Source organism: Desulfobacula sp. (assembly GCF_014237455.1).
Classification (GTDB): domain Bacteria; phylum Desulfobacterota; class Desulfobacteria; order Desulfobacterales; family Desulfobacteraceae; genus Desulfobacula.
In genome coordinates this window covers 1-13,213 of sequence record NZ_JABZFL010000008.1, presented here as the reverse complement: position 1 = coordinate 13,213, position 13,213 = coordinate 1, and the positions used below count along the sequence as shown (strand labels likewise).

General features: G+C 40.1%; 12 protein-coding genes. 8 read left to right on the top strand and 4 right to left on the bottom strand.

What is annotated here, in order from left to right; genetic code table 11:
- Positions 1–33: 33 nt before the first annotated feature.
- From HGJ91_RS01620 to HGJ91_RS01605, 4 genes are read right to left on the bottom strand one after another with little or no spacing between them, the layout of a single operon-like run.
- Complete coding sequence (locus HGJ91_RS01620) at positions 34–462, bottom strand: response regulator (protein ID WP_291345939.1); 429 nt, start codon at positions 460–462, stop codon at positions 34–36.
- Between the two features lie 36 nt (positions 463–498).
- Complete coding sequence (locus tag HGJ91_RS01615) at positions 499–1,176, bottom strand: hypothetical protein (protein ID WP_291345938.1); 678 nt, start codon at positions 1,174–1,176, stop codon at positions 499–501.
- Entirely contained in the window at positions 1,166–2,557 is a 1,392-nt protein-coding gene (locus HGJ91_RS01610) for an ATP-binding protein (RefSeq protein WP_291345937.1), read from the bottom strand. Before HGJ91_RS01610 ends, HGJ91_RS01615 begins: the two co-directional genes overlap by 11 nt.
- A gap of 42 nt (positions 2,558–2,599) precedes the next feature.
- Complete coding sequence (locus HGJ91_RS01605; protein ID WP_367142565.1) at positions 2,600–3,028, bottom strand: response regulator; 429 nt, start codon at positions 3,026–3,028, stop codon at positions 2,600–2,602.
- A 146-nt stretch (positions 3,029–3,174) separates the two neighbouring features.
- Here HGJ91_RS01605 and HGJ91_RS01600 point away from each other — a divergent pair, with 146 nt between their 5' ends.
- From HGJ91_RS01600 to HGJ91_RS01565, 8 genes are all read left to right on the top strand, one after another.
- Positions 3,175–4,410 carry a hypothetical protein gene (locus HGJ91_RS01600; protein WP_291345936.1) on the top strand — a complete coding sequence of 412 codons (1,236 nt, stop codon included), beginning with the start codon at positions 3,175–3,177 and terminating at the stop codon, positions 4,408–4,410.
- Positions 4,411–4,514: 104 nt separating this feature from the next.
- Positions 4,515–6,473 carry a proton-conducting transporter membrane subunit gene (locus tag HGJ91_RS01595; RefSeq protein WP_291345935.1) on the top strand — a complete coding sequence of 653 codons (1,959 nt, stop codon included), beginning with the start codon at positions 4,515–4,517 and terminating at the stop codon, positions 6,471–6,473.
- A gap of 22 nt (positions 6,474–6,495) precedes the next feature.
- A complete protein-coding gene (locus HGJ91_RS01590) occupies positions 6,496–7,413 on the top strand; it encodes an NADH-quinone oxidoreductase subunit H (RefSeq protein ID WP_291345934.1) in 918 nt (305 codons plus the stop codon).
- The gene (locus HGJ91_RS01585) at positions 7,413–8,057 is read left to right on the top strand and encodes an NADH-quinone oxidoreductase subunit K (RefSeq protein WP_291345933.1); all 645 of its coding nucleotides are present in this window, start codon (positions 7,413–7,415) and stop codon (positions 8,055–8,057) included. The genes HGJ91_RS01590 and HGJ91_RS01585 overlap by 1 nt, the downstream gene beginning before the upstream one ends.
- Before the next feature lie 10 nt (positions 8,058–8,067).
- Positions 8,068–9,507 carry a proton-conducting transporter membrane subunit gene (locus tag HGJ91_RS01580; protein ID WP_291345932.1) on the top strand — a complete coding sequence of 480 codons (1,440 nt, stop codon included), beginning with the start codon at positions 8,068–8,070 and terminating at the stop codon, positions 9,505–9,507.
- Positions 9,504–11,012 (top strand): hydrogenase, encoded by a 1,509-nt coding sequence (locus tag HGJ91_RS01575; protein ID WP_291345931.1) that lies wholly within the window; start codon positions 9,504–9,506, stop codon positions 11,010–11,012. Before HGJ91_RS01580 ends, HGJ91_RS01575 begins: the two co-directional genes overlap by 4 nt.
- Positions 11,013–11,047: 35 nt before the next feature.
- Positions 11,048–11,791 (top strand): NADH-quinone oxidoreductase subunit NuoB, encoded by a 744-nt coding sequence (gene nuoB / locus HGJ91_RS01570; protein WP_291345930.1) that lies wholly within the window; start codon positions 11,048–11,050, stop codon positions 11,789–11,791.
- Between the two features lie 313 nt (positions 11,792–12,104).
- On the top strand, positions 12,105–13,213 hold a 1,109-nt coding region (locus HGJ91_RS01565), incomplete at its 3' end, for a shikimate kinase (RefSeq protein ID WP_291345929.1).

Sequence of the window (13,213 nt, the reverse complement as noted above, 5' to 3'; positions counted from 1 at the left end):
GTTAAATAAATGGGATAATGACTTTAATGAGGGTCATCCGCCATGCCGCTGGAGAATATTTTTGATCTTTTCCTCCATTTGTTTTTCAACAATGAGCATTTTTTCAGTTTTTGCATTTTTGATTTTTTCTGACAGGGCTTCAAGATCTGCCGGTTTTTCAAGAAAATCCGTAGCACCGACTTTCATGGCTTCAACTGTCTTTTCAACAGTGGCATAACCGGTGAGCAGAATAATCTGCAGTTCAGGTTTTAAATTTTTAATCGCTTTCAATGCTTCCATACCGTCCATCCCCGGCATCTGAAAATCCATAACAATGGCATCAAATGTTTTTTTTCCTAAGATAGTCAGGGCCTGGTCAGCTGATTCGACAGTGGTGACCTCCATACCACGGGCTGTCATCCGCTCGGACATGATCTCCAGAAACTCTTTTTCATCATCCACAAGTAATACTTTTTCCGACATTATCTTTCTCCTTATACCGTTCATGCTTTAGCCAAATTAATTTGGTGTAATAGGGTTAAATCGTTTTGGCCATAAAAGGCCAAAACTGTAATTCGCTTTATTTTTTTTAATGGAAATATTTAGGTGTGCAATCAAGGCACAGTCTTCTTTTGATCCAAACAGATCATCCATTAAGTTGTCTTTAACTAGGTCCATTGAAAACCAGATTGAGGGTACGGCAACGTCAGTTCCAAATGAAATCACCACTTGTTTTTTTTCTTTGGCTGCAAAACAGGCTGTTTCAATGGCTTTCCAGATCATATTTTCCAGATAAAAAAGGTTTGTTTCAACCATTATGCGTGATAATGGGGAGGTTACCTTGATGACAACTCCCTGCATTTCAATGAGCCTGGATGCCAAATCCAGTACAAAACAGACTGTTTCTTCAAGATCTGCAATTTGGGTTTTCCTATCAACACTGTGGGAAAATTGATTCATTTTTTTTAATACAAAATTTGCCCGCTGCACCTGCCTGATTACTCTCTGTGAAATATCATTAACTCGTTCAGGAGAAAGGGGTTTTCCTTTTTCACCCATCATGGACAGATCTTCCAGCAGCCCCGCACTCTCATTGATAATGGCCAGAGTGTTTTTAATTTCATGGGTTGCAGAGGCAGACATCTTGCTGAAAAACTGCATACCACCCCTGCTTAGCACCTCTTTATTATTTCCCATTATCCGCCTCTGCCGTTATGGGCAGTGTCAGAGTAAAAAGGGTGCCTTTACCCAGACTACTTTTTACCATGATATCACCACCGATTTCTTTAACCAGTCCGTAGGTAATCGACAGGCCAAGACCTGTACCCCAATGCTTATCTTTAGAAGAATAAAAAGGTTCAAAAACATTATTAATATCATCGTCAGAAATACCGCATCCATTATCAGCAACCGTTATAATTACGTTCTTTTTTTTAAAATTGATACCGATATCCAGCCGTCCATTATTTTCCATTGCGGCAAAGGCATTGCTAACCAGATTTAAAAAAATCTGTTGCAGGCTGCCTCTGTCACATTTAAATCCCGGGATGGAGTCCGGGTTGTCGACGGATATGGTGATGCATCGGTGTTTGGCTTCTTTTCTATGAAAAGCAAGGACTTGTTCGATAACCTTCTCAATGTTCACTGTTTCGATACTGGGTTCCATGTGCCGGGCAAAATCTAACAGCCGCCGGGTTATGTTGCCGCACCGCTTTACCGCATCAAGCACATCGTTGGTAAGGGGAACCAGCCGCTTATCCGAAGAAAACTCTTCTCTCAATGTAAACAAATCCACAATCAACCCTGTTTTCTGGTTAATAATGGCCAGAGGGTTATTGATTTCATGGGCGACACCTGATGCCAGGCGGCCTATGGATGCAAGCTTGTTTGTATAACCAGCATGGTGAAGGGCTTTAATTCTTTTTTGATCTGCTGAATGTATACGACCCACAAGATAGGTTGCCATACCCATTATGGATAATAAAATCAAAATTATGCTGACAATCAGATATCCGATCAGCTTGAGCCTGGGTTTAAGCCACAGGTTGGCAAGCATTTTTTTACTTTTAACCAGTACGAGTACTAAAGAGGAATTCGGTACCCTGGTATATCCTGTAATGATGGACCTTCCATCCGGCGTTATGTTTTCTTCAATTCCGGCTTTGCCTTTAAACATGCTGCTGTTAAATTGACTGGAGGTGCCGGATTTGCCATAGTAAAAGGATGAAGTTAGTAAGATACCATCTTGATTGACAACAAACATGTCGTTGTTCTCTCCGGACTCAAAGCGGGCAATAAAATCCAGGTCATGTTGATTCATACCTTTGCAAAAAGAGATATAAGCTGCAGCAGAGGTCAGGATTTTTGACATGCTGTTTTTCACCTCATCTTCAATAGTCCTGCGTGTGAGATTAAAGTCCACGATCGTCATGATAAAAAGGGGTAAGAGAGCCATAAAAGATGTAAACAGCACAATTAATTTCCACTTTCGTGCAAAATTAAATCCAGTGTGCGGATGGCTACCGGCAACATCCCGATGATCCCAGAATGCGGGTTTGAATTTTTGTAATCGCCTCATAATTTTCACTACTGCATTAAGGAATGCGTTTCATATCACCATTTATTGATTTGTCCTAATTTTCTCTATTGCCTTTTTCAAGAACTTACTTAATAAATTAATATCAACTGGTTTCTGCATATATGTAAAGGCACCAAGGTCCATACATTTTTTTTTGTCTTGTTCTGATCCATGGCCGGTCAGTACGATTACTTCTATCTCAGGCCATGTCTGTTTTACTTGTTTTAGAACTTCCATGCCATCAATCGCAGGCATCTTCAGATCAATGATCATCACCTCCGGGGCATCATTGTGAACCAGATCCAGAGCTGATTTGCCATCATATACAACTGCAGTCCCCATATCCCGTATTTGCAAACGCTCTGATAAAGTCAGCACGAATTCTTTTTCATCATCCACTAAAAGAACTTTAGAAGGCATTTCTACAGAATTTTTTTTAGGGACATCTAACTTCTGATATGCTTGTTTCATCTCTTGAGGAACCTTATAGCTGCTGTAAGTATTGCCTTTGGCATTGATATATGTTACCTAAAAATAAAAGCTATTAGCAACCAACCGAAATGATCGGTCGAGTTTTGTCAAATTATTTAAATCTGCTAAAAAAGTCAATGTCAAACATGAAAAACAAGATACCCGAAAAAGCAAGACTGCTGGAAAAACTTCGGAAAAATGGATTTAATGTCCCTGATTTTATTTATGTTCCGGCGGATCAATTCAACAGCAAAGATTTTACACAGCTTGATTTATTTTTGGATAAACATCGTGAAAGTTATAAAGTCATCGCAAGAAGTGCTCACCCCCTGGAATCAGAGTATAAAGGCGGCACCTTTGATTCTCTTGAAACCTATGCGGATATTGGTGGAATCAAATATGCGCGGAACCGAATGATCAAAATAGCTGAGACATCGAAGCGGCTATCCATCCAGCGGCAGCAGATGTTCAACCACGCACCCCAAATCGATATGAATGGAATGGGTGTCATTGTCATGCCGTTTGTCAACGGGTCCAGCGTCATGGCAAAAATGATTGGTAATCATTGGGAATTCGGGTATTGCAGGGACCGCACGCGCAAGGTTCAAAGCGAACCTTACATCACCAATGTACCCCATGACCGAAGGCTGTTGAAACTTTCAATAGATATACAAAAAACCTTGGGATTCAGATGCGAGATCGAGTATATTATCGCAACTGAAGGAGATATCCATGTTGTGCAGGCCAAGGATATTTCAAGTATTGAGATGCTGGAAGAGAAAGAAAGTGAGCGGTCCATCAAGCTCGATGGCATCAGGCGCATACGAAAACGCAGAAATTACAGGGAAAGGCCGGTTTATGTAATGAATAACAAGGCCTTTTATATCAATATCATCAGTCAGTGCGAGGATCTACTTAAGAAAGGCAAAGGCCCAAAGCTTGATATCAACGATATCATATCCACCATAAAGGCATATGAAACGGAACTTGACTCATTTGCTTTACGGCACCAGCGGTTTGCCGTTTTGGGGTTTTCCATACAGGATTCCAGCGAGCTTTACCAGATTGCCAGTCACTACCTGGAAGAGTTTCCCGAGTTTCAGGAAACGCTGTCAAAAGCGTTGCACAATAATCTTTATAAAATTGATATTTTTCTGGCTGAAGCTGATACATTGATTGCAAAGGACAAATTCAGAATCAACCTGTGCAGCCATGATGCATATGGTATTGACACCGTCCGAAATCCCCTCTGGTCAGCCTACTGGCGCATAGACCGGCACGATGAGGTAGTCAAGGAATTTTTACGCCTTGGGTTTAAAACCGGTGATACCATCGGTATTGATATTGATGCTGAAGGTCGGCCCATCATTTCCCGCCACTAAGAATATTCTCACCAGAAATATTTTCTTGACAAAAAATAAATTTTTAGTAAAAACAGACTTTACCCGCAAAAAAAATATGGAAATAAACAAAGAATGAGGAGTTTATGAATCAATTTTTTGTATCAATACTGATAATTCTAGTAGGAGGCTTTTTATCCCTTGTTTTAGCACGGCAATTTAAATTAATGAAAATTGTTGCGGTTTTTTCGTTAAGTGCCGGTTGTTTTTTGGGATTAATGGATGCTGTAACGAAACTTTTGCACTCCGGCAGTGAGGCAGTGTCTTTTAAATATCTGAATATTCTTTCACTGGCCTTTCAAATTGATGGACTTCCCGCATTTTTTCTAGTGGCCATTTTTGCTGTTTGCCTCCTTGCCGCTATCTACAGTTTTCATTACATGGATCAGTCAGTAGACGCCGTGAGAACGGCTGTCCACTATTTTTTCTTCAGTATTTTGATTGCCTCCATGGCTTTGGTTGTAACCGCAGCAAATATCATTACATTCATGCTTTCCTGGGAAATCATGTCTTTGTCATCTTTCTTTCTGGTCATTTACAATTATGAATCTTCTGAAAACAGAAAAGCAGGGTACCTCTATTTTATTTTTTCCCATGTAGGAGCCATGTTCATATTTGCAGCATTTGGGATTATTTACGGTTATACCGGCAGTTTTGGATTTGGAGCTGTGGATTCCATTCCCCAAGCTGCAAAAATTTTGGTATTTATTTTTTCTTTTATTGGTTTTGGTTCTAAAGCAGGTGTATTCCCCTTTCATGTCTGGTTGCCCCATGCCCATCCTGCGGCTCCCAGTCATATTTCCGCTGTCATGTCCGGTGTTATGATTAAAACCGGTATCTATGGTATTGTAAAAATCTATACACTTTTGAACTTTCATACGCCTCTTTTCGGGAATATTGTTCTTGTTGCCGGCGTTATTTCAGGTATCCTTGGGATTGTCTATGCATTGGGACAACAAGATTTCAAACGGTTACTGGCCTATTCCAGTGTTGAAAATATTGGTATTATTTTAATCGGATTAGGCATTGGGATGATTGGTGTTTCATCCGGGAATCAGCTGATGGCGGTTCTTGGATTTACAGGCGGATTTCTTCACATTCTTAACCATTCCATTTTCAAGTCACTTCTGTTTATGGGAGCTGGAATGGTTCTTCATAAAACCGGAACCCGCTCTATTGATGCTCTGGGTGGATTATTAAAAAATATGAAAATTACTGGAGGTGCTGTTATTATCGGTTCTCTTGCCATTTGTGGACTTCCGCCCTTTAATGGATTTGTAGGGGAATTTTTTATATATATTGGTGGATTTAAAGGGGTTTCTCTTGATACTTCAGCCTTTGTTATGAGTTGTTTTGCAATTGTCGGTCTTGCTGTGATTGGTGGGTTGGCACTGGCATGCTTTACAAAGGTAATCGGTGTTGCCTTTCAAGGTGAACCCAGGACAAAAGCAGCGGTTAATGTAGATGAAAAAGGTTCAACCATGCTTTTATCCATGTCGATTCTTGCAATTGCCTGCGTTTTGATAGGGTTGTTTCCAAAGATGATTATTCACCTGCCGCTTAAAGCCGTATCCGCCCTGGGGCTGGGATACGGCCATGTTTCCCTTGAGCCGTTTGAGCAGATGACGGCAAATATCACACTGGCAGCAGTTATTTTTCTTGTTTCTTGTTTGTTTGTCATTGCAATTCGATGGTTCTTTTACAGGGGCAAAACCATTACAAAGTCCGGAACCTGGGGATGTGGTTTTACACAGCCGACTGTTAAAATGCAGTATACCGGGTCTTCATATGCGTCTTTTATTCTTGATTTTTTCAGGCCTGCTGCACCATTAGAAGAAAATCATCCAAAAATTAAAGGACGGTTTCCTTTAAAGACATATTACAAAAGCCATGTAAATGATATTGCAGAATTTAATATGAAAGGGGTCATTGTTAATCCGGTGTTGTTTCTCTTCGATAAATTAAGATGGATTCAGCATGGTGATATTCATCTTTATATTGGTTATATTTTACTGGCTATAATATTGTTGTTGTTTTTTATATAAAATAAATAAATGGGAAAATTTTATGATTGAATCCATTATTCTTTGGCTTCTTGCAATTTTAACAGCGCCTTTTTTTTCAGCCATTATGTTTAAAGTAAAGGCTTTTTTCGGAGGAAGAATCGGCTCACCCCTGCTGATTAATTATTACACTCTGATCAAGCTTTTTAAGAAGGGATCTGTTTATAGTACCAGTACTACCGTTGTTTTTAAACTAGGACCCATTATTTCATTTGCTTCTGCCATCACTGTGCTCATGTTTTTGCCCATTGCAGGACACAACCCGATTTTTTCCTTTAATGGAGATGTTATTTTAATTTTATATTTAATGGGACTTGGCCGGTTCTTTACGATTGCAGCAGCCATGGATACAGCGTCTCCTTTTGAAGGCATGGGGGCTGCAAGAGAAGCTTATTTTCCGATTATCTGTGAAGCGGCCATGTTCATGATTTTAATTTTTTTCTATCGGTTGACCGGGCAGTTGCAGCTATCGGCTTATTTCACAGGGGACAATACCATTGTGCTATGGAATTTGGCCGGTGCCCCTTTACTATTTATAGTGATTTCCCTTTTCATTATTCTATTGACGGAAAATTCAAGGGTTCCTGTTGATGATCCTGCCACACATCTGGAGCTGACTATGATTCATGAAGTCATGGTTTTAGATCACAGCGGTCCTGATTTTGGACTCATAGAACTGGGGTCATTCTGTAAGCTTTTTTTCTATTCAACCATAGTTTCAAGGCTGATTTTACCCTTTGATTTCGGATTTTCTGCCATTGGATATTTTGTATTTATTATAGGACTTATCATCGTATATGTGACTGTCGGCGTTACGGAATCCGTCATCGCCCGCTACAGAATGGATAAAGTGCCGCAATTTGTCCTGACATCATTTGCCTTAGCTTTTTTTGCAACCATCATCACTTTGGAGTTTATCTAATGATACTACATCCGGTTGATACAATCTTGTCACTTGTACTGCTATCTGTTTTATTTTCTTTTGGGTCCAGCCGACTGCCCGGGCTTATAAAAGTACTTGCGTTTCAAGGAATAGTCGTCTCTATGGTTCCTTTTTTTATTGGTCACGATATGAATACCGGTGGAATCTTTTTCACCTTTGGAACATTATTAATCCGAGGCATTATTATTCCAATGAGTATTTTCATAGCCATAAAAAAGGTGGCCATTAAAAGAGAAGTAGAACCCATTGTTGGATATCATGCTTCCATGCTTTGCGGCCTTGGATTGATCGTTGCTGCAACTTATATCAGCAGGCAGTTGAATATCCCGTCCATCAGTGACTATAAGCTTTTATTTCCTACCGCCATAGCGCTTCTGGTTGCAGGAATGTTTCTTTTAATGGCAAGAAGAAATGCCATTGCCATGGTATTGGGTTACATCATGATGGAAAATGGTATTTATCTCGTGGGAACAACCATTTCTATTCGAGCCCGCCATATTGTTGAATTCGGAATTTTGCTGGATGTGCTTGCCGGGGTTATGATAATGGCCATTATACTTCAAAATATCAAACGAACGTTTGATGACGTTGATACGGCTCACTTAAGAACTTTAAAGGAATAGGTATTATTTCATGGTAGAAATTATTTTTCTGACGCCTTTTATAACCGGTATCATTGCTTTTTTCCTTCCAAAAGCGATCAGCCGTCAACTTTTAGTAGGCACTGGAGCCATCCATCTTTTTCTTTCACTCCTTCTCTGGAAAAATAGACCGGAAGCAATTTTTGAAAATTATTTTGCCGTGACACCAGAAGGGTTATTATCGCTTTTAGTAATTTCATTGCTGTTTTTTTTGATTTCCATCTATACGGTTGCCTATCTGAAAGAAAGTGATATACAAAAAGAAAATATTTTTACAGGATCCATGATCCTGTTTTTATCCACCATGACAATGGTAACACTATCCGATCATATCATGGTAATGTGGATTGCTATTGAAGCCACAACCCTTGCCAGTGCACCGCTGATTTATACCCACAGAACATCCGCATCCCTTGAAGCCACCTGGAAATATGTGCTCATATGCTCGGTTGGCATTGCAATGGCACTCTTAGGGTCAGTATTTATTACTCTGGCAATGGACATTGGTAACGTTGATGCACCGCTCTCTTTTTCAGCGCTTACAATGGTTGCAGGACAGCTTGATCCCATGTGGCTCAAAGCTGGATTCATCTTCATACTGGTGGGATATGGGACAAAGATGGGCTTAGCCCCCATGCACACCTGGCTTCCGGACGCCCATAGCGAAGCCCCAAGCCCAGCCTCTGCATTATTATCCGGGGTGCTCTTAAACTGTGCATATCTGGGTATTTTTAAGACCAATAAAATTATGCATGCAGCAGGACTCAATGATTTTTCCGGAACGATTCTTATTGTTTTTGGTCTGATGTCTATTCTGGCGGCTGCCACATTTATTCTCAAACAAAACGAATATAAAAGAATGCTGGCTTATTCAAGTATAGAGAACATGGGAATCATTGCCTTTGGAACTGGCATCGGCGGTATTGGTGTCTATGGCGCCATCATATGCATGATTCACCACAGCCTGATCAAATCTTCTTTGTTTTTGTCATCAGGAAATATTTTGCTGGGGTATGGGAACAGGTTTATTGAAAACACAGGGGATATGGTAAAGCGCATGCCCAAAACTTTTGTTGCTTTTTTTGGTGGTTTTGTCGGTATTTCAGGATTTCCTCCTTTTGGAATTTTTATCGGAGAACTGTTTATTATTGTCGGTGCATTCAGAACCGGTCATTATGTGGCAGCTGGTATTTTTATTGTTACCCTTTGTGTCATTTTTGCCGGTTTTGCCAACCAGGTAATGAAAATTTCCTTCGATGATTTCAATAAAGGCGATTCAAAGAAAACAATGGGTTTAAAAGAAAGAGATAGTATGGTCTGGCCACAATATATATTGCTCTTAACATCTCTGGTATTATGCTTTTATATGCCGGATACATTATATCAAACAATTATTGATGCAGTGACTGCCCTGGGCGGAGGACTTAAATGACTAACGCTTTTTTAGAAATTTCAAATGGTGAGAAAATAGCACGGGAAAAAATCCCTCATCTTTCCTTTGATGAGTTCAGCAAGACAGCTCTTCTCGTTGTGGAAGATGGTGGAAAGGTCGTTCAGTTTTTTGCCTATGAGGATGACAATGACATTAAATTCATGGCAGTATTGAGAACCGATAAACTTTTTGTTGCCGGCTGTGATGCTCCGGATTCTTATCCTGCTTTAAGTAAAGCATGTGAGCCTTTTCACATGTTTGAAAGGGAAATTGCTGAACAATTCGGTATGCGGCCCGAGGGTCATCCCTGGCTGAAGATGGTCAGGTATCACGCTAACTGCCGTGATGTTCCAGATGTTTTCGGTAACGATTATAAAGAAGATATTCCCGGTAATTATAATTATTACCAGGTAGACGGTGATGAGATTCATGAAGTTGCTGTAGGACCTGTTCATGCCGGCGTTATAGAACCCGGTCATTTCAGGTTTAACTGCATTGGTGAACGCGTACTTCACCTGGAAATACAGCTAGGATATCAGCACAGGGCCATAGAAAATCTTTTTTTAAACGTTCAAGCAAAAAGGTTACCCATTCTTGCTGAAAATATTGCAGGGGATACCACCATTGGCCACAGCCTGTGTATGGCACAGGCGGTTGAGGCACTCACATCGGTAACACCGGATAAGGGTGCTCAAATGATCAGATCCATAGCTTTGGAACTGGAACGGCTTGCCAATCATATTGGTGATCTTGGAGCGTTAAGTGGTGATGTGGCTTTTTTGCCGCCAGCCAATTATTTTGGACGTATCAGGGGAGATTTTTTAAACCTTGCACTTCTTCTCTGTGGGAACAGGTTTGGAAAAGGATTGGTACGACCCGGAGGAGTCCGGTTTTCACTGGCCGATGATATTCGAGAAACCCTTGCTGAACGGCTCAAAGAATTAAAACCCCAGGTGGAACATGTTCTTGACCTTCTTTTTTCCGCTTCAACTGTAAGGGCCCGTTTCGAAGACTGCGGTATCGTAAGTACATACGATGCTGAAAAATTAGGCCTGGTAGGACCGGCAGGGCGTGCAAGCGGCATTCCCTATGATGTTAGGCGCAGCTTTCCTACTGAACATTATAGTCAGATAGATATTCCTGAAAATAAAAAACCCACAGGCGATGTATATGACCGCGCAAGAGTTAGATATGACGAAATACTGCAATCAATTCATATCATTCAATCCTTGATTTATTCACCGGTTGAAACACAGTGTGTGGATGACAGCAATTTTAACCTGCCGCCGTCTTCTTTTGTGGTAACCGTTAATGAGGCATGGCGAGGGGAAGTATCCCATGCAATTTTGACAGATAATAGGGGGAAAATACTTCGGTACAAAGTCAAGGATCCTTCTTTTCATAACTGGAACGGTCTTGCAATGTCTTTGCGGGATACAGGCATATCGGATTTTCCTTTGAATAACAAAAGTTTTAATCTTTCTTATTGTGGATTTGATCTTTGATCATAAAATATAGAAAATTATAAAGAGAGTTTTAAATGCTCAACACACTTAAAAATAGATTTGAACAGGGTTGCAGAACATGTGGCTACCCTAAAGAAAAACCTGCTGTATTTGCTCGTTATCGAGGGAAACCAATTATCCAAAAAGATGTTTCATCTGATATAGTAGAAGCGTGTGCAAAGGCATGCCCACAGGATGCCATTGATATTGACTTAAAAAAAATTGATATGGGCCGGTGTGTATTCTGCGGAACATGTGAACGAATTTCCAAAGGGGCCTTTGTTATTTTTACAGATGATTTTGAAATTTCCACTTCCAAAAAAGAACACCTGTTGACCGATGGTGATCTTCCCTCTCTTGCCGAACATTCAAAACAGCACTTTAAAAAACTATTCGGCCGGTCTTTACAGCTCAGGCAGGTATCAGCAGCCGGCTGTAATGCCTGCGAAGCTGATTTAAACGTTTTGGCAACCCCATTTTTTGACCTGGCACGATTTGGTATCAATTTTGTTGCATCCCCCCGACATGCCGATGGCATTGTTGTGACAGGACCTGTATCCAGAAATATGAAAACGGCATTATTGACGACATACGAAGCAATTGCTGAACCCAAAGTTGTCATTGCTGTGGGAAGCTGCACCATAACAGGTGGTCCTTTTACCGGAAGCCCTGAAATAACTGAAGGTCTGGACACCATTTTGCCGGTGGATCTGTTTATACCCGGTTGCCCTCCACATCCTCTGACGAATCTCCATGCATTGTTGACATTTTTTAAATAAAACTTGACGTATATACCATATATGGGGGTCCATAATTTTTGTTTGGTATGAGTGCTGCGAATGTAAGTTAATATCATAAAATTTGATTGTTCTAGATTAGTGTTCGTCAAATTCACTCTTCCTAAATCAGATCCAACAATATTTCTTTATTTGACTCTACATTACCCCTGGTATATTTAACTAAATATCTCTAATTTAGCATGGATATGCTTTTATAAAATTATTGATAAATGTTCATTATTTAGACAGAATATTATTTGAAAAATATTTTTGTCCAACCCAAATTATTGGGCTTTGAAGGAATAGTAAAACAATGATTGAACCAAATATTATACTAACAGGATTCATGGCAACTGGAAAAACCACTATTGGCAAACTGCTTGCTAAACATTTGGGCTATAAGTTTGTTGATACAGATGAACTAATTATCCAACGAGCTGGAATGCCTGTTGCAGATATTTTTCGACAAAAAGGTGAAGCTGTTTTTCGAAAAATGGAATCTGAACTGGCAAAAGAATTAAGTGGCAAAGAAGGTTTGGTTATTTCGACAGGAGGAAGGATGATGTTAGATCCCGATAATGCAGCTATTTTGAACCTTAAAGGACAAGTATTTTGTTTAGCTGCAACACCTGAAGAAATTTTCGATCGTATATCAAAAGACAAGCATGCAAAACGCCCTTTACTTGAAACATCTAATCCCATGCAGCAGGTTGTAGAACTGTTAAAGCAACGTGAAGAGGGTTATGGGAAGTTCCCACAGATGAGGACATCAGCAAAGACGCCCGATGAAGTGACTACTAATTTGGTTGGTATAATTAGAGCAAATCCAGATTTACGGCTGTCTATCACAGCATCCGACATACATTATGATTACATTGTAGGCGGTGGTATTTTACCATTCGTCCCACAATTAGCAGGCATTAAAGGACCGATTGCCGTTATAACTGACAGCAATGTAGGGAAACTATATTCAAAAAGTTTAGGTCATACTGATACAATCATTTCAGTCAATCCCGGTCAAAAATATAAAACATTGACCACCGTGGAATCCATTTGCGAAGAGTTAGTTAAAAAAGGATTTGATCGTAGTACAACTATTATCGCACTCGGCGGTTCAGCTATTAGCGGATTAGCAGGTTTTGTCGCAGCAATTTATATGCGTGGCGTGGATTTTGTTCAATGCCCGACAAGCCTCTTGTCTATGGCGGATACAAGTATTGGCGGGAAGTCCGGTATCAATCTTTCGCAAGGTAAAAATTTGATTGGTGCATTTAAACAACCTAAAGCGGTTATTGCAGATATCGCTACACTCCAAAGTTTATCTGCTGAAGAATTCTCTTTTGGAATGGCAGAAGTAATTAAACATGGTTTGATTGGTGGAAAAGACTTGTTCGATAAAATAAAAAATGGCGAATGGAGATG

Coding starts and splice junctions, on each gene's coding strand:
- HGJ91_RS01620 (WP_291345939.1), bottom strand. CDS start 462: ATGTCGGAAAAAGTATTACTTGTGGATGATGAAAAAGAGTTTCTGGAG.
- HGJ91_RS01615 (WP_291345938.1), bottom strand. CDS start 1,176: ATGGGAAATAATAAAGAGGTGCTAAGCAGGGGTGGTATGCAGTTTTTC.
- HGJ91_RS01610 (WP_291345937.1), bottom strand. CDS start 2,557: ATGAGGCGATTACAAAAATTCAAACCCGCATTCTGGGATCATCGGGAT.
- HGJ91_RS01605 (WP_367142565.1), bottom strand. CDS start 3,028: ATGAAACAAGCATATCAGAAGTTAGATGTCCCTAAAAAAAATTCTGTA.
- HGJ91_RS01600 (WP_291345936.1), top strand. CDS start 3,175: ATGAAAAACAAGATACCCGAAAAAGCAAGACTGCTGGAAAAACTTCGG.
- HGJ91_RS01595 (WP_291345935.1), top strand. CDS start 4,515: ATGAATCAATTTTTTGTATCAATACTGATAATTCTAGTAGGAGGCTTT.
- HGJ91_RS01590 (WP_291345934.1), top strand. CDS start 6,496: ATGATTGAATCCATTATTCTTTGGCTTCTTGCAATTTTAACAGCGCCT.
- HGJ91_RS01585 (WP_291345933.1), top strand. CDS start 7,413: ATGATACTACATCCGGTTGATACAATCTTGTCACTTGTACTGCTATCT.
- HGJ91_RS01580 (WP_291345932.1), top strand. CDS start 8,068: ATGGTAGAAATTATTTTTCTGACGCCTTTTATAACCGGTATCATTGCT.
- HGJ91_RS01575 (WP_291345931.1), top strand. CDS start 9,504: ATGACTAACGCTTTTTTAGAAATTTCAAATGGTGAGAAAATAGCACGG.
- nuoB (WP_291345930.1), top strand. CDS start 11,048: ATGCTCAACACACTTAAAAATAGATTTGAACAGGGTTGCAGAACATGT.